Here is a 17197-nt window from a genome sequence, read left to right on the forward strand (position 1 = left end):
ACGGAGTTGTCAGTGGGGCCGGATAGCTTACGTGCGTCTTATTTCGCGCCACGCGCTCCACGTTCGAGGGGGACCTCCAAGTGACCACACCACCGCCGCAGGGCCAGAATCCGTTCGCTCAGGGCCAGCCGGCCGAGGGAAATCCCTACGGCCAGCAGCCGCCCCAGGGCAACCCCTACGGGCAGCAGCCCCCGCAGGGCTACCCGCAGCAGCCGAACGCTCCCTACGCCCCGGTCACGCCGGAGCCCCCGAAGCGCAACCTCAAGAAGTACCTGCGCTTCGCCATCCCCGTCGTCGTCCTCATAGTCGCCGTGGGCGGCTGGATCGCGAGCCGGGACGATGCGTCCAGCGCCAAGGTCGGCGACTGCATGAGCATCGGCAACCCGAACAGCACCACCGACCCGGAGCTTGAGGTCGTGGACTGCGGCGACTCCAAGGCCGCGTACAAGGTCGAGCAGAAGAAGAGCGACAACTCCGGCTGCGACCGCACCAAGTACGCCGAGTACACCGAGACCGGTGGCAGCAGCGACTTCACTCTCTGCCTGTCGGAGTACTCCTCGAAGAAGTAAGAGCCTGCTGACGCACGAGGGCCGTTGTTTCACGTGAAACAACGGCCCTCGGCGTATCCGGTGACAGTGGGGCGTGCTCATGTTTCACGTGAAACATGAGCACGCCCCACGCGTGTGTGCGTTCTCAGTTCTGCTCCGCCCACCACTCCTTGAGAGCCGACACCGCGGCGTCGTACTCCATCGGCCCGTTCTCCAGACGCAGCTCCAAGAGGAACTTGTAGGCCTGGCCGATGGCCGGGCCCGGTCCGATGTCCAGGACCTTCATGATCTGGTTGCCGTCGAGGTCGGGACGGATCGCGTCCAGCTCCTCCTGCTCCTGGAGCTGGGCGACGCGCTCCTCCAGACCGTCGTAGGCCCGGGAGAGGGCGGTCGCCTTGCGCTTGTTCCGTGTCGTGCAGTCGGAGCGGGTCAGCTTGTGGAGGCGATCAAGGAGGGGGCCGGCGTCCCGGACATAGCGGCGGACCGCCGAGTCCGTCCACTCCCCGGTGCCGTAGCCGTGGAAGCGCAGGTGCAGCTCGACCAGGCGCGAGACGTCCTTCACCAGCTCGTTGGAGTACTTGAGCGCGGTCATCCGCTTCTTGGTCATCTTGGCCCCCACCACCTCGTGGTGGTGGAAGGAGACCCGCCCGTCCTCCTCGAAGCGACGCGTCCGCGGCTTGCCGATGTCGTGCAGCAGCGCGGCCAGGCGCAGAGTGAGGTCCGGGCCGTTCTCCTCCAGCGCCATCGCCTGCTCCAGGACGATCAACGAGTGGTCGTAGACGTCCTTGTGCCGGTGGTGCTCGTCCCGCTCCAGACGCAACGCGGGCAGCTCGGGCAGCACGTGGTCGGCCAGCCCCGTGTCCACGAGCAGGGTCAGTCCCTTGCGCGGGTGGGCCGACAGGAGCAGCTTGTTCAGCTCCTCACGCACACGCTCCGCCGAGACGATCTCGATGCGGTCGGCCATGGCCTTCATCGCCGCGACGACCTCCGGCGCCACCTCGAAGTCGATCTGCGCCCCGAAGCGCGCCGCCCGCATCATCCGCAGCGGGTCGTCGGAGAAGGACGACTCGGGGGTCCCCGGAGTCCGCAGGACACGGGCGGCGAGATCATCGAGCCCGCCGTGCGGATCGATGAACTTCTTCTCGGGAAGCGCCACCGCCATCGCGTTCACCGTGAAGTCGCGCCGGACCAGGTCTTCCTCGATGGAGTCCCCGTAGGACACCTCGGGCTTGCGCGAGGACCGGTCGTACGACTCGGAGCGGTAGGTCGTCACCTCGATCTCGAAGCTCTGTACGCCATCACCGACACGCGCGTCCTTCTGCGCCCCCACGGTGCCGAAGGCGATGCCGACCTCCCACAGGGAGTCGGCCCAGGGCCGCATGATCTTCAGTACGTCCTCGGGGCGGGCATCGGTCGTGAAGTCCAGGTCGTTGCCGAGCCTGCCGAGCAGGGCGTCCCGAACCGAACCGCCGACGAGGGCGAGAGAGAACCCGGCCTCCTGAAAACGGCGGGCCAGCTCATCGGCGACGGGGGACACCCGCAGCAGCTCGCTCACCGCGCGGCTCTGCACCTGACTCAGTGCACTGGGACTGTCTTCGTTGGCGTTCGACACAACAGAAAAGGTTACGTGGCCCCGATGCCCGAGAGCGCCTTCATTAAAAGTGCACAGGTCTCACCCCTTGTCCAGGGTGGGGACACCGACCCAGATACAGCCACATAGAGGGACAGCCGGGTTTCGTTCTCCGATCTTGTGGAGCGGACCGCGGCACTTACCCTCGGCGCGCATCGTTACCATGCGTGGACGCACATTCCGACGACCACTGACGACGACGAGGGACGGGCGAGCGCGTGGCCGAGGCGGCAGACTTCCAGGGGACCAGTCCCTCACCTGCCCGCCGGTGGCTTCGGCGCACCGGAGCACTGCTCGCCGGGGCGCCTCTGCTGGCAGGCGTCCTACAGCTGCCCACTTCTTCGTCCTCGTACGCCTCTGAACCGAGCGCCCCGGCCAAAGCCACCGGCTCGCGTACGGTGGACGTCTCGCTGGACTCGCTCAGCCCCAGCATCCCCTCGGACGACGACACACTCACCGTCTCCGGGAAGATCGTCAACAACGGCAAGCAGGCGGTCACCGCCGCGCACGTGGGGCTGCGGGTCGGCCCGGCGCTGAACGGCCGCTCGGCCATCGACGACGCCGCGAAGAGCAACCCCTACGCGGGCACGGAGGTCGGCGGCAAGTACGTGGCCACGTTCGCCAGGCTGGCCCCGGGCGTCCCGCAGACGTTCAGCATCTCCGTTCCCGTCGACAAGCTGGACCTGGGCTCCGACGGCGTCTACCAGCTCGGTGTCACCCTGACCGGCCGGACCACCGCCGCGGCGTACGACCAGATCCTCGGTATCGAGCGGACCTTCCTCCCGTGGCAGCCGGAGGCCGCGGACACGAAGACCAGGACCACCTACCTCTGGCCGCTGATCTCAACCTCCCACATGACGGCCGAGACCGGTTCGAACGAACAGCAGACCCCCGTCTTCGCGGACGACGACGTCCTGGCCGCCGAGCTCTCACCCGGTGGCCGTCTGGAACAGCTCCTCAGCCTCGGCAAGGACCTCGACATCACCTGGGTCATCGACCCGGACCTGCTCGCCTCCGTCGACGCCATGACCCGCAGCTACCGGGTCCAGGCGGACGGCTCCGGCGGGACGACCACGGCCGGTACGCACCAGGCGGTGGCCAAGCAGTGGCTCAGCAAGCTGGAGAAGGAGATCAGAGGCGAGGAGGTCGTCGCTCTCCCCTTCGCCGACCCGGATCTGGCCTCCCTGGCCCACCACGGCACCAAGGTGACCGGATCGCTGAGTCACCTCAAGGACGCCACCACCGCGGCCGCGATCACCGTGGAATCGGTCCTCCACGTGACCCCCGGCACCGAGTACGCCTGGCCCGTGAACGGCGCGATCGACCCGTCGATCGTCAAGGTCGCGACCTCGGCCGGCGCCGACACGGTGATCGCCCGCAGCGACAGCCTCCAGGAGACCGGCGCCCTCCCCTACACGCCCTCGGCGGCCCGGCCGATCGGCGGCGGCACCACAGCGGTCGTCACGGACGCCCGGCTGTCCACGGCTTTTCAGGGCGACATGACGGTGGCCGGCAACTCCACCCTCGCCGTGCAGCGGTTCCTCGCCCAGAGCCTGATGCTCAACCGTCAGGCCCCGGACAAGCAGCGCAGCGTCGTGGTCGCCCCGCAGCGCACGCCGACCGCCAGCCAGGCGCAGACGATGGCACAGGCGCTGACGGCGCTCCAGGACGGGAACTGGTCGGAGTCCGCCGAGCTGTCCGCGGCCACCAAGGCCAAGCCGGACGCGGGCGCCACCACCCGGGTGCCGTCGGCGTCCGCGTACCCCTCCTCGCTGCGCAAGCAGGAGCTGCCGCTGGAGGCCTTCACACAGATCGAGGAGACACAGAGGAAGCTCAACAGCTTCCAGGTGATCCTCTCCGACAAGTCCCGGGTGGTCACACCCTTCGGACGGGCCATGGACCGGTCGATGTCCACCTCCTGGCGCGGCCGTGCCGACGAGGCGCAGGCGTTCCGCGACGCGGTGGAGAAGTACCTCGTCGGGCTCACCGAGGGCGTCGGGCTGATCGACAAGTCCGAGGCGAAACTCTCGGGCCGCAGCGCCACGATCCCGGTCACCGTGCAGAACAACCTCGTCCAGGGCGTCGACCACCTGGTGCTGCGTCTGACCTCCACACAGCCGAGCCGCCTGAGCATCGGTGACGGTGCCTGGCAGGAGCAGCCGGTCGCGGTCGCGGGCGGGCACAGCCAGTCGGTGAAGTTCACCACCAACGCGCATGCGAACGGCCGGGCCGGAGTGATCGCCCAGCTGTACACCGAGGACGGCCAGGCGTACGGCCCTCCGGTCGCCTTCGACGTGAAGGTCACCGAGATCACGGCCACGGTGATGCTGGTCATCGCCGGCGGTGTGCTGCTGCTGGTGCTCGCCGGGTTCCGGATGTACACGCAGCGCAAGCGGGAGGCCGCCCGCCAGGCCGCGCTGGAAGCGCACGCCACCTCCACGGACGACCCGGCGGAGCACGCTCCCGACACCGGCACGAAGAGCACCGACGCGGAGAACACGGGCGCGCGCACCGCGGCCGAGGCGGAGGGCGACCGCGACCGGACGTCCACGCCCGGGTCGAGCGCACCCGACCCGGAGCACCCGAGTGACCCGTCACCGGACACCGCACCGGAAATCACCGACCCGTCCGGCACGGGTGAGAGAGTGGACCGTTGAGCGATGTCGTGGCCGGTGGGCCGGGGACGATGAGGTGGGGTAACCATGAACGCGCCGTACGACGGTGACCGCGGTCAGGGCGCGGGGGGCTCCGGCCACCCCGACGGCCCGCCGCAGGGCCCGCCGGATCCTGGCGAGGTGCCTCCGCAGCCCGCGGCCGAGGTGTACTTCCAGGACGCCTACGCCCAGGACCCCTACCGGGCCCAGGACCTGTCCGCCCAGGACCCGGTCACCGAGGCCCTCTACGACCGCGCCGCGCATCCTCCGCCGCCGCCCGGCACGTATCAGCCGCAGCAGCCGCTCTACGGCCCGCCGCCCCAGTCCCCGTACGCACCCGACCCGCGGGTGTGGGCACAGACCCCGGCGCCCGAGCCGGAGGGTCCCACCCAGTACCTGCCCTACGGGGACGATCCCCGCACGACACAGTTCGTCGGCGTCGACGACCTGGTGACCCAGGCCGGTGAGGAACGCCACGAGCCGGACGCGTTCGCCCATCTCTTCCGGGACCAGCAGCAGGGCGGTGCTCCGGCTCCCGCCGGGCCGCCGCCCAGCGTTCCTCCGCCGACGCGGGAGCCGGCTGCGGCCACCACGGCGCCTCCCGCGCCCGCGGCGGCTCCGGCCAAGAAGTCCGGGGGCCGTGCGTCGGGCCTGCTGAAGTCCAGCGCCGTGATGGCGGCCGGAACCATGGTGTCCCGTCTCACCGGCTTCATCCGCTCCGCGCTGATCGTCGCGGCGCTGGGTGTCGGCCTGCTCGGTGACACCTTCCAGGTCGCCTACCAACTGCCGACGATGATCTACATCCTGACCGTCGGCGGCGGACTCAACTCCGTCTTCGTACCGCAGCTCGTGCGTGCCATGAAGGAGGACGACGACGGCGGTGAGGCGTACGCCAACCGGCTGCTGACCCTCGTGGTCGTGGTTCTCGGCCTGCTCACCGCGCTCGCGGTGCTCGCCGCGCCGCTGCTGGTCCGCGCGCTGTCGGCGCCCGTGGCGGGCAACGCGGCGGCCAACGACGTCGCCGTCACCTTCGCCCGCTACTTCCTGCCCACGATCTTCTTCATGGGCATCCACGTGGTGATGGGCCAAATCCTCAACGCGCGCGGGAAGTTCGGCGCGATGATGTGGACCCCGGTCCTCAACAACGTCGTCATCATCGTGACGCTCGGCCTGTTCATCTGGGTGTACGGCACCGCGAGCAGCTCCGGCATGAAGGCCTCGACCATCCCGCCGGAGGGCGAGCAACTGCTCGGCATCGGTGTGCTGCTCGGTCTCGTCGTCCAGGCCCTCGCGATGATCCCCTACCTCCGTGAGACCGGCTTCCGGCTGCGGCTGCGCTTCGACTGGAAGGGCCACGGACTCGGCAAGGCGGCGATGCTCGCCAAGTGGACCGTGCTCTTCGTCCTCGCCAACCAGGCGGGCGCGATCGTGGTGACCCAGCTGTCCACCGCGGCGGGCAAGAACTCCCCCGTCGACGGCACCGGCTTCGCCGCCTACGCCAACGCCCAACTCATCTGGGGTCTCCCGCAGGCCATCATCACGGTCTCGCTGATGGCCGCCCTGCTGCCTCGGCTCGCCCGTTCGGCCCACGAGGGTGACACCGGGGCCGTCCGCGACGACATCTCCCAGGGGCTGCGCACCACGGCCGTGGCGATCGTGCCGATCTCCTTCGGCTTCGTCGCACTCGGCGTCCCGATGTGCACGCTGATGTTCGGTGCCTCCGGAACCGGCGAGGCCACGAACATGGGGTACATGCTGATGGCCTTCGGCCTCGGCCTGATCCCCTACTCCGTGCAGTACGTCGTGCTGCGTGCCTTCTACGCGTACGAGGACACCCGCACCCCCTTCTACAACACGGTCATCGTGGCCGTCGTCAACGCCAGCGCCTCCGCGCTGTGTTTCTTCCTGCTTCCTGCGCGCTGGGCGGTCGCGGGCATGGCCGCCTCGTACGGTCTTGCCTACGCCACCGGTGTCGGGGTCGCGTGGCGGCGGCTGAGCAAGCGGCTGGGCGGCGACCTGGACGGCGGCCGTGTGCTGCGTACCTACGCGCGGCTCGCGATCGCCGCGGTACCGGCCGCGCTGCTCAGCGGCGCGGCCTGCTACGGCATCAGCAAGTCGCTGGGCCAGGGCGTCGGCGGCTCGCTCGTCGCCCTGTTCTGCGGTGGTGTCGTACTGCTCGGTGTCTTCTTCGTCGCGGCGCGACGGATGCGCATCGAGGAACTGAACGGAATGGTGGGCATGGTCCGCGGGCGCCTTGGGCGCTGAGAGCGGGGTAGGCGCACAACCATCGTCCGCGACCGCGTGTCGTGCAGAGGGACGGACTGTGGGCACAATTGGCTTTGGCGTCGGACAGCGCGCAACGAATGGGGAGGCAGGAGCGACGGTGGCGGAACGGAGCACGGCTGCCGTCGACGTGGCGGACAGCAGCGGCGATGAGCCGCTGACCGCGAAGGCGGACCAGTCCACGGCCGACGGGGTGGCCCAGAACCGGGAGCGGGACACGGAGAGCGAAGAGGCACAGGGGAGCGGGGGGAACGAGAACCCCGGCAGGACTTCACCGCCCGAGTTGCACAGTGGTCACAAGCTCGCCAGACGCTATCGCCTGGAGGAGTGCGTCACCCGTCTGGACGGTTTCAGCAGTTGGCGTGCGGTGGACGAGAAACTCCGCCGTGCCGTCGGTGTGCACCTGCTGCCCGCCGACCACCCTCGGGCGCGTTCCGTCCTCGCGGCGGCCCGTTCGTCGGCCCTGCTGGGCGATCCCCGGTTCGTCCAGGTCCTGGACGCGGTCGAGGAGAACGACCTCGTCTATGTGGTGCACGAATGGCTGCCCGACGCCACGGAGCTCACGACGCTCCTGGCCGCCGGAACGCTGGAGGTGCACGAGGCGTACCAGATGGTCAGTCAGGTGTCCTCGGCGATGGCCGCCGCACACCGCGAGGGGCTGGCTCATCTGAAGCTGACCCCGGGCGCCGTGCTGCGCACCTCGTCCGGCCAGTGGCGCATCCGGGGCCTCGCCGTGAACGCCGCGCTGCGCGGCATCACTTCCGACACCCCGCAGCGCACCGACACGGAGGCGATCGGCGCCCTCCTGTACGCCACGCTCACACAGCGCTGGCCGTACGAAGACGACGCGTACGGACTCTCCGGGCTACCCAAGGGCGTCGGCCTCATCGCGCCCGATCAGGTACGGGCAGGCGTGCACCGCGGTCTGTCGGAGCTCGCGATGCGGGCACTCGCCAACGACGGCGCCACCGCGTCCCGTCAGGAACCTCCGTGCACCACGCCGGAGGAACTGGTGAAGGCGATCGGCGAGATGCCGCGCATCCGTCCGCCCGAGCCGACGTTCACCGCACCGCCCGAGTACCAGCGCACGACGTACCAGCAGGGCAACTACGGCCGCCCCGCGCCTCACCCGGGATCCCCCCAGGCGATGCCGACGCCGCTTCCCCCGCTGCAGACCCGCACCGGCAAAGCCCTCAAGTGGGCTGTGTCCGCGCTTCTGATCGCCGCGCTGGGGCTCGGCAGCTGGCAGCTCGCCGACGCGCTCATGGATCACGGGAAGTCCGACGAGACGGGCGACACCCAGATCACGGACGGCAACGACAAGAGCAGCGACAAGACGAAGCCGGCCCGGCCTCTCACGATCCAGAGCGCCGCGGAGTACTACCCGGACGGCAAGCCCCAGCACGCGAACGACGTGGGCCTGACGTACGACAAGGACAGTTCCACCTACTGGAGGACGTACTCCTACCGGGGCGGCCCCAAGCTGGCGCCCTTCAAGCAGGGCGTGGGCATCGTCTACGACCTGGGGTCGGAGAAGGAAGTGTCGGCGGCCTCGATAGGGCTGTACTACGCGGGCGACCACACAACGGCCACGCTGTACGCGGCCAACTCGTTGTCGTCCTCGGAGAGTCTGGGCTCGATGACGAAGATCGCGACCGGCACGACCAGCACCACGGACTTGAAGATTGCGGCCAAGAAGGCGGTGAAGACCCGGTACGTTCTGGTCTGGATCACCGCGGTGCCGAACGCGGCGGGCGACCAGTTCAGCGGCGCCGGTTACAAGCAAGCGATCACCGACGTGAAGTTCACCGGCTGAGGAGTAGCCGAGGGGGAGGGGGTTCGATGGCGGACGGCGCCTACCGCGAAGTAAGCGATCAGGACCTCCTCGCCCGTCATGTCGAGGGCGATCCCGATGCCTTCGGCGAACTCGTACGGCGTCACCGCGACCGGCTCTGGGCTGTCGCCCTGCGCACGCTCGGCGACCGCGAGGAAGCCGCTGACGCCGTCCAGGACGCTCTCGTCTCCGCCTACCGGGCCGCCCACACCTTCCGCGGCCAGTCGGCCGTCACCACCTGGCTGCACCGGATCACGGTGAACGCCTGCCTGGACCGGGCCCGCAAGACAGCCTCCAGGAAGACCTCCCCGGTGGACGACACGGAACGCCTGGAGCAGCTCCTGGAGCCGCACGAGTCGGCTTCCGCACCGGCCGAGCGCAATGATCTGCACCGTGAGCTGCTGGCCGCTCTGGGCACCCTGCCCGCCGATCAGCGGGCCGCTCTCGTCCTGGTGGACATGCAGGGCTACCCCGTGGCGGAGGCCGCCAGTCTGCTCGACGTGCCGACGGGAACCGTCAAGAGCCGCTGCGCTCGCGGCAGAGCCAGACTTCTCCCCCTGCTCAAACACCTGCGCACGGACAGCGGGAGCGACAGATCGAGCAAGAAGTCGGGCGAGGGAAGGAACCGTACGCAGGGGACATCCGTCCCACCCGCAGCGGGACCACATGACGGACCAAGCGATTCAGCGGCTGTGAAGGGCGGAGGTGGGCGAGCGTGACATCCACGGCCGACACGACCGGACACCCGGACGTCACGGAGATCTCCGACCTCACCGAGGGTCTGCTCCCCCCGTCGCGTTCAGCGGATGTACGACGTCACCTCGACGACTGCGCGCCCTGCGCCGACGTGTACGACTCGCTGGAAGAGATCCGCGGCATGCTCGGCACGCTGCCGGGCCCCCTGCGGATGCCCGACGACGTCGCGGAACGCATCGATGCCGCCCTCGCGGCCGAAGCCCTGCTGAATGCCACCGTGCCAAGCGCCTCTGGCATGGGCGCCCTGTCGTCCGTGAGCGAGTCCCGCCCGCCGGCCGACGACGAGCGCAAAAGCGTGAGCGGCGGCAGCGGCACGCATGTTTCACGTGAAACATCGACCGTGGCCGACCGCCCCGCAGGACATTCCCGTGCCGCCACCGGGCCGGGTCGCGCGCGTCGCCCCCGTCGCGGTCGACGCAGCACCGTCGTCCTGGGCGCCATGTTCACCGCTGCCGCGCTGGGCCTCGGAGGCCTGCTCATCCAGTCGATGGGAAGCGATGGCGGGGACAACGGCTCCGCGTCGCCGTCCCCGAAGCAGAGCGACTCCGCGAAGACCTTCGCCGGGGAGAAGCTGGAGAATCAGGTCGCGGATCTCCTCACCGAGGTGAAGGAGAAGAAGGACGGCGGCCCTCGTAGTTCCCGCCCTCAGGGCACCGCGTCCACCGATGGGCCGAAGGTTTTCAACACACCCACGGACGCGGTACCCAGCTGCGTGATGCAGGGGATCGGCCGCGACGCGATTCCCCTCGCTTTCAAGGAAGGCTCCTACGACGGCACGGACGCGTATCTCGTCGTGCTGCCCGCAGCCACCGACCAGACACAGGTCACGGCGTACGTGGTCGACTCCGCCTGTGTGGACAAGCCGTCGGTCTCCGGTGGCAAGGTCCTGCTGGAGCACACCTACCCGCGCAGCTGAGCCGTCTCGGCTCCGCCACGGACGGTCGGCGACGCTCTCCACCCCTGCTCTGACCCCTGCTCGCGGTGACTCGTCTTCGTGTGCCCGGACACAGTGGGAATGCGCGCCCCTTAGGATCCGTTGGGTGGGGTGAGAGTTCCGAAAGAAGCTCCCCCGGTCGTACGTAGCAGTCCCCAGAGACGAGGAATCAAGCCGTGACCGACGTCCGTAACGTGATCATCATCGGCTCCGGCCCTGCCGGCTACACGGCGGCGCTCTATACCGCGCGCGCGTCACTGAAGCCGCTGGTCTTCGAGGGCGCCGTCACCGCGGGTGGTGCCCTCATGAACACGACCGAGGTGGAGAACTTCCCCGGTTTCCAGGACGGCATCATGGGCCCCGAACTCATGGACAACATGCGGGCACAGGCCGAGCGCTTCGGTGCGGAGCTGATTCCGGACGACATCGTCTCGGTCGACCTCAGCGGTGAGATCAAGACCGTCACGGACACCGCGGGCACCGTCCACCGGGCGAGGGCCGTCATCGTGACCACCGGCTCGCAGCACCGCAAGCTGGGCCTGCCGAAGGAGGACGCCCTCTCCGGACGCGGCGTCTCCTGGTGCGCGACCTGTGACGGCTTCTTCTTCAAGGACCAGGACATCGCCGTGATCGGCGGCGGCGACACCGCGATGGAGGAGGCCACCTTCCTCTCCCGGTTCGCCAAGTCCGTGACCATCGTCCACCGGCGCGAGACGCTGCGCGCCTCCAAGGCGATGCAGGAGCGCGCCTTCGCCGACCCGAAGATCAAGTTCGTCTGGGACAGCGAGGTGGCCGAGATCCAGGGCGACCAGAAGCTTGCCGGCCTGAAGCTCCGCAACCTCAAGACCGGCGAGACGTCCGACCTGCCTGTCACCGGCCTGTTCATCGCGATCGGCCACGACCCGCGCACGGAACTCTTCAAGGGTCAGCTCAACCTGGACGGGGAGGGCTACCTGGAGGTCGAGGCGCCCTCCACCCGCACGAACCTGACGGGTGTCTTCGGTGCCGGCGACGTCGTCGACCACACCTACCGCCAGGCGATCACCGCGGCCGGCACCGGCTGCTCCGCAGCTCTCGACGCGGAGCGATTCCTCGCCGCCCTCGCGGACGGTGAGCCTGCGGAGCCCGAGAAGACCGCTGTCTGACCCCCATCCGCCCGACCGCACCAACCAGTTAAGGAGCCCGCCGTGGCCGGCACCCTGAAGCACGTGACAGACGACTCTTTCGAGCAGGACGTACTGAAGAGCGACAAGCCCGTACTGGTCGACTTCTGGGCCGCCTGGTGCGGTCCGTGCCGCCAGATCGCGCCGTCCCTTGAGGCGATCGCCGCCGAGTACGGCGACAAGATCGAGATCGTCAAGCTCAACATCGACGAGAACCCGGGTACGGCCGCCAAGTACGGCGTCATGTCGATCCCGACCCTGAACGTCTACCAGGGTGGCGAGGTCGCCAAGACCATCGTGGGTGCGAAGCCGAAGGCCGCGATCGTGCGGGACCTTGAGGACTTCATCGCCGAGTAATGCAGCAAGCCGTCGCTCGGGCGACGATGTTTCACGTGAAACATGGATGGGCCGACCCCTACGGGTCGGCCCATCCGCATGTTCAGCACAGTCAGCCCCTACAACGGGCGCAGGGCTGGTTCCTTCTGTACGGCTCCCAGCAACCGGTCGAGCGCCAGCTCCACGTCTTCCTTCCAGGAGAGCGTCGTCCGTAGCTCCAGACGCAGACGCGGGTAGGTCGGGTGCGGCCGGACCGTCTTGAAGCCCACAGCCAGCAGATGGTCTGCGGGCAGGACGCAGGCGGGCTCCTTCCACCGGGCGTCCCCGAAGGCCTCGATGGCCTTGAAGCCTCGCCGCAGCAGATCCTTGGCGACCGTCTGGACCATCACGCGCCCGAGTCCCTGTCCCTGGTACTCCGGCAGGATGAAGGCCGTCATCAATTGAATCGCGTCGGGCGAGACCGGGCTGGTGGGAAAAGCCGTTGAGCGCGGTACATAGGCAGGCGGGGCGTACATCACGAAGCCCACCGGTACGTCGTCCACGTAGACGACCCGGCCGCAGGATCCCCACTCCAGCAGAACGGCGGAGATCCACGCCTCCTTCTCCAGATCCGGAGTGCCTGCCTTTACCGCGGCCTGGTCGCTGACTGGGTCCAACTCCCAGAAGACGCACGCGCGACAGCGCTTGGGAAGGTCCTGAAGGTTGTCCAGCGTGAGCGGTACGAGCCGGCGCCCCATGAAGGCAGTTCCTCGCTTCCCTCGCCCGCGGCATCGCGAGCGGCCGTCAGAGCGCTCCGTTCCCTGAGCAGGCTGCCGACGAATCCGCCGACTGCGCCAAGCCCCAGACCCGCGCTCACCAGTCCTGTGCGGCTCACCGTTCGCATGGCCTCCGCCTCCCCACAGAAGGTACTGCCAGGTGAATGCGCCATACCCGAACGCATCGTATCCACGATGCGATTCCCTCGATACCGACAGAAAGCAAAGAGCGGGCCGTGTTCCGGTACACACCGGACACAGCCCGCTCCGCTGGCCGGCCGGTCACACCCGACCGGCCGATCAAGACTCAGAACTCACGACTCACGACTCAAGAATCAGCATCCTCGGAGTCGTCGTCCAGGAGGCTCTTCTGCAGAACCGGTCCCTCGCCGGGAGCGAGCGAGCCGAGGATCCGCTCAAGGTCCTCCATCGAGGCGAACTCGACGGTGATCTTGCCCTTCTTCTGGCCGAGGTCGACCTTCACCCGGGTCTCGAAGCGGTCCGAGAGACGACCGGCGAGATCGCTCAACGCGGGAGAGACCAGAGCACCGGCTCGCGGCCCTTTGGAGCGCGGCGCCGACTGCGGCCGTGAACCCATGAGGGTGACGATCTCTTCGACGGCCCGCACCGAAAGCCCCTCGGCCACGATCCGATGAGCCAGTCGATCCTGTTCCTCCGAGTCCGCGACGGAGAGCAGAGCCCGGGCGTGTCCGGCGGAAAGAACTCCGGCGGCCACGCGGCGCTGCACCGACGGCGAGAGCTTCAGCAGACGCAGTGTGTTGGAGACCTGAGGACGTGACCGCCCGATGCGGTCGGCCAGCTGGTCGTGCGTGCAGTTGAAGTCCTGGAGCAGCTGGTCGTAGGCGGCAGCCTCTTCCAGCGGGTTCAGCTGCGCCCGGTGCAGGTTCTCCAGCAGAGCGTCCAGGAGGAGCTTCTCGTCGTCCGTCGCGCGCACGATCGCGGGAATGGCCTCAAGTCCCGCCTCCCGGCAGGCCCTCCAGCGCCGCTCGCCCATGATGAGCTCGTAGCGCGTCGGTCCAGCCTGTCGTACGACGACCGGCTGGAGAAGCCCGACCTCCTTGATGGAGGTGACGAGTTCGGCGAGAGCGTCGTCGTCGAACACCTCGCGGGGCTGACGCGGGTTCGGCGTGATGAAGTCGAGGGGGAGCTCGGCGAAGTACGCACCCACAGGTGCCGCCGGAGCCTCTCCGAATACGCTCGTCGACGGCTCTTCCGGCTCGTGTGAAACCTGGGCCGGCGGGAGTGCGGCGACCTTGGCCGCCGCCACTCCCCGCTCCGCGGTGAGTACCGGTACGGCTCCCGGCGAGGTGGACGCTCCGCCCATCGCCGGCGGTACTGCCTTCTCCCCTGTCGGGGCAGCCGGGATCAGTGCGCCGAGACCACGGCCCAACCCCCTCCGTCGCTCGCTCACTGGATCCCCTCCACCATGCTCTGTTCATTGTGTGCGCCCATGTGGGCGTGTTGCGCGTCGTAGGCGACGCCGGCTCCGCGCAGAGCGATCTCGCGCGCCGCCTCAAGATAGGAGAGAGCGCCACTCGACCCCGGGTCGTAGGTCAGCACCGTCTGCCCATAGCTGGGGGCTTCGGAGATGCGGACAGACCGCGGAATGCTCGTGCGCAGTACCTCTTCGCCGAAGTGGCTGCGCACCTCGTCGGCGACCTGGGATGCGAGACGCGTCCTGCCGTCGTACATGGTGAGCAGGATCGTCGACACATGCAGGTTGGGGTTGAGGTGTCCCCGTACCAGGTCGACGTTGCGCAGCAGCTGGCCCAGGCCCTCCAGTGCGTAGTACTCGCACTGGATCGGGATGAGGACCTCGGCGCCCGCGACGAGCGCATTGACCGTCAGCAGTCCCAGGGAGGGCGGGCAGTCGATGAGGATGTAGTCGAGCGGCTGCTCGTACGCCAGGATCGCCCGCTCCAGCCGACTCTCACGTGCCACCAGGGACACGAGCTCGATCTCCGCACCGGCGAGATCGATCGTGGCGGGTGCGCAGAAGAGGCCTTCGACATCCGGGACCGGCTGAACAACCTCGGAGAGTGGCCTGCTGTCGATCAGCACGTCGTAGATGGACGGAACTTCGGCGTGATGGTCGATACCCAGCGCGGTGGACGCATTGCCCTGAGGATCCAGATCGATCACCAGGACCCGGCCGCCGTGCAGCGCGAGAGAGGCAGCAAGGTTGACCGTGGTCGTGGTCTTTCCGACCCCGCCCTTCTGGTTGGCGACCACCATGACGCGGGTCTGCTCGGGCCGTGGCAGGCCCTCGCCGGCTCGACCTAGAGCCTCCACAGCAAGTTGGGCAGCACGACCGATGGGAGTGTCGTCCATCGGGGGCGGTGTTTCACGTGAAACATCGTCCCCGATCGACTCGGTTCGGGGACCGGGGACCGGATCGGTCATCGGTCCCGCGATGTTGGCGTCGGACCGCAAGGATTCACTCTCCTCGACTTCAGGCTCGCAATGAACAGAGCCTCCCATGCCATCGGGGTCGTGAACCAGCGAGGCCCGTGCTTCTGTGGAGAAATCCACCTCTGTGGACAACTCCACACCCTCTTCGGGGGACGCCCTTCGGGCAGGAGAGGCTCTTTTCCCGAAGGATCCCAAGGATCCCAGCGGGTTCCGGTCGCGGGGTTCGGCTGCGGCACGACCGCGACCGATGATGCCGTGCAGCAATGAGCGACGTTTCACGTGAAACACGATGCACAGCGGCTGGGGTCGCCATCGCGCGACACTCCGGCATGCATAGGTTTGGCAGCTTGTGTGGAGTACGTCTCGTCGTCAGGACGGATCAGTCAACCTGTCTCCGCCCCGACGACGTAGCCGCGCGGTCCGATGTACTCGACGCGCGGTCCGATGTACTCAACGCGTGATCCGACGTACTCGCCGGATGGCGATCAGCGGCGCCTGCGGGTCCTCCCCGTCCGCGCTGCCTTGGCCCGTTTGGCCGCGAACCGTACACCTCCGGGGCTCTCTCCGACCTCTACGCGCACCACTGTGGCCAGGGGATCCACCACGCCTTCGCCGACGTGCAGCACCGAGGTGTCCACCGCTCCGAGCTTGCTCAGGGCGGCTCCGGCGCTCTTGACCTCTTCCTCCGCGGTGTCGCCCTTGAGAAGCAGCATCTCTCCGTACGGGCGCAGGAGCGGGACTCCCCAAGCCGCGAGGCGGTCCAGAGGAGCCACCGCCCGGGCCGTCACCACATGCACGGGAGGCAGCTTGCCGAGGACCTCCTCGGCGCGCCCTCGGACAACGGTGACATGGTCGAGCCCGAGCAGCTCGACGACCTCGTTGAGGAAGTTCGTGCGCCGCAGCAGCGGCTCCAGCAGCGTGATCTTGAGGTCCGTGCGCACCAGGGCCAACGGGATGCCGGGCAGACCGGCCCCGGACCCGACGTCGCACACGGTCACGCCCTCCGGAACCACTTCCGAGAGCACGGCGCAGTTCAGCAGATGCCGCTCCCACAGACGAGGTACTTCGCGGGGACCGATCAGACCGCGCTGAACTCCCACATCGGCCAGCAACTCCGCGAAACGAACCGCGTCCGCGAAGCGATCACCGAATACCGCCCGAGCCTGCTCGGGCGCAGGGGGGAGCTCCGCTGCCTCCGTCACGGGGAACCGTCCTTCCGTACCGCTTGAGCGCATGGCGCGCTGACTACCAGGACTATCAGGAACTATCGAGAAACACCGGGCTGACAAAATTCGGCCCCGCCTGCGAACACAGACGGGGCCGGACGTACGACGTGCTGGATCAGGCGGGGAGCACGACGACGAAGCGCTGCGGCTCCTCACCCTCGGACTCGCTGCGCAGACCGGCGGCCTTGACGGCGTCGTGCACGACCTTGCGCTCGAAGGGCGTCATCGGATTCATCTTCACCGGCTCGCCGGAGCTCCTGACCTCGGCCGCGGTCTTCGCGCCCAGTTCGGAGAGCTCCTCACGCTTCTTGGCGCGGTAGCCCGCAATGTCCAGCATCAGCCGGCTGCGGTCGCCGGTCTCCCGGTGCACGGCCAGGCGGGTGAGCTCCTGGAGTGCTTCCAGCACCTCGCCGTCGCGGCCGACCAGCTTCTGCAGGTCGCGGCTGTGGGAATCGCTGATGATCGAGACAGCCGCACGATCGGCCTCGACGTCCATGTCGATGTCGCCGTCGAGGTCGGCGATGTCGAGCAGACCCTCAAGGTAGTCGGCCGCGATCTCGCCCTCCTGCTCCAGGCGAGTCAGGGTGTCGCCACCCTCAGGGGCAGCGGCGGTGGTGCCTTCCGTCACGGGATGGACTCCTTCTT

14 protein-coding genes are annotated in these 17197 nt (G+C 68.4%); 8 read left to right on the plus strand and 6 right to left on the minus strand.

The window, feature by feature from the left end:
- Positions 1-80 precede the first annotated feature (80 nt).
- A complete protein-coding gene (locus K3769_RS22465; protein ID WP_267028162.1) occupies positions 81-569 on the plus strand; it encodes an LppU/SCO3897 family protein in 489 nt (162 codons plus the stop codon).
- A gap of 124 nt (positions 570-693) precedes the next feature.
- On the opposite strand, the gene K3769_RS22470 is transcribed toward K3769_RS22465, so the two are convergent.
- Positions 694-2160 carry a CCA tRNA nucleotidyltransferase gene (locus K3769_RS22470; protein WP_267028163.1) on the minus strand — a complete coding sequence of 489 codons (1467 nt, stop codon included), beginning with the start codon at positions 2158-2160 and terminating at the stop codon, positions 694-696.
- Between the two features lie 236 nt (positions 2161-2396).
- Between K3769_RS22470 and K3769_RS22475 the strand changes: the two genes are divergently transcribed.
- The 7 genes from K3769_RS22475 to trxA all read left to right on the plus strand — a co-directional run bounded on the left by K3769_RS22475 (position 2397) and on the right by trxA (position 12159).
- Complete coding sequence (locus K3769_RS22475; protein WP_267028164.1) at positions 2397-4835, plus strand: DUF6049 family protein; 2439 nt, start codon at positions 2397-2399, stop codon at positions 4833-4835.
- Positions 4836-4880: 45 nt separating this feature from the next.
- Positions 4881-7097 carry a murein biosynthesis integral membrane protein MurJ gene (murJ, locus tag K3769_RS22480; RefSeq protein WP_267028165.1) on the plus strand — a complete coding sequence of 739 codons (2217 nt, stop codon included), beginning with the start codon at positions 4881-4883 and terminating at the stop codon, positions 7095-7097.
- A 118-nt stretch (positions 7098-7215) separates the two neighbouring features.
- Positions 7216-8931: a protein kinase family protein gene (locus K3769_RS22485; protein ID WP_267028166.1), complete on the plus strand. Its 1716-nt coding sequence runs from the start codon at positions 7216-7218 to the stop codon at positions 8929-8931.
- A gap of 26 nt (positions 8932-8957) precedes the next feature.
- On the plus strand, positions 8958-9668 hold the full coding sequence (gene sigM / locus K3769_RS22490; RefSeq protein WP_267028167.1) for an RNA polymerase sigma factor SigM: 711 nt from the start codon (positions 8958-8960) through the stop codon (positions 9666-9668).
- Positions 9665-10621: an RsmA family anti-sigma factor gene (locus tag K3769_RS22495; RefSeq protein ID WP_267028168.1), complete on the plus strand. Its 957-nt coding sequence runs from the start codon at positions 9665-9667 to the stop codon at positions 10619-10621. The genes sigM and K3769_RS22495 overlap by 4 nt, the downstream gene beginning before the upstream one ends.
- A gap of 194 nt (positions 10622-10815) precedes the next feature.
- The gene (gene trxB / locus K3769_RS22500) at positions 10816-11784 is read left to right on the plus strand and encodes a thioredoxin-disulfide reductase (protein WP_267028169.1); all 969 of its coding nucleotides are present in this window, start codon (positions 10816-10818) and stop codon (positions 11782-11784) included.
- Positions 11785-11826: 42 nt separating this feature from the next.
- Positions 11827-12159, plus strand: a complete 333-nt coding sequence (gene trxA / locus K3769_RS22505; protein WP_190203100.1) for a thioredoxin — start codon at positions 11827-11829, stop codon at positions 12157-12159.
- A 98-nt stretch (positions 12160-12257) separates the two neighbouring features.
- Here trxA and K3769_RS22510 read toward each other — a convergent pair whose 3' ends face one another.
- The 5 genes from K3769_RS22510 to K3769_RS22530 form a co-directional block, all read right to left on the minus strand.
- Complete coding sequence (locus K3769_RS22510) at positions 12258-12875, minus strand: GNAT family N-acetyltransferase (RefSeq protein ID WP_267028170.1); 618 nt, start codon at positions 12873-12875, stop codon at positions 12258-12260.
- A gap of 346 nt (positions 12876-13221) precedes the next feature.
- A complete protein-coding gene (locus tag K3769_RS22515; protein WP_267028171.1) occupies positions 13222-14325 on the minus strand; it encodes a ParB/RepB/Spo0J family partition protein in 1104 nt (367 codons plus the stop codon).
- Positions 14322-15395 (minus strand): AAA family ATPase, encoded by a 1074-nt coding sequence (locus tag K3769_RS22520; RefSeq protein WP_107020407.1) that lies wholly within the window; start codon positions 15393-15395, stop codon positions 14322-14324. Before K3769_RS22520 ends, K3769_RS22515 begins: the two co-directional genes overlap by 4 nt.
- Before the next feature lie 416 nt (positions 15396-15811).
- Positions 15812-16528, minus strand: coding sequence for a 16S rRNA (guanine(527)-N(7))-methyltransferase RsmG (gene rsmG / locus K3769_RS22525; protein WP_267028172.1), 717 nt, complete (start codon positions 16526-16528; stop codon positions 15812-15814).
- A gap of 139 nt (positions 16529-16667) precedes the next feature.
- Positions 16668-17180: a Jag family protein gene (locus K3769_RS22530; RefSeq protein WP_267028173.1), complete on the minus strand. Its 513-nt coding sequence runs from the start codon at positions 17178-17180 to the stop codon at positions 16668-16670.
- Positions 17181-17197 lie beyond the last annotated feature (17 nt).

Origin of the sequence: Streptomyces ortus, assembly GCF_026341275.1 — a bacterium.
In the GTDB taxonomy this organism is placed as follows: Bacteria; Actinomycetota; Actinomycetes; order Streptomycetales; family Streptomycetaceae; genus Streptomyces; species Streptomyces ortus.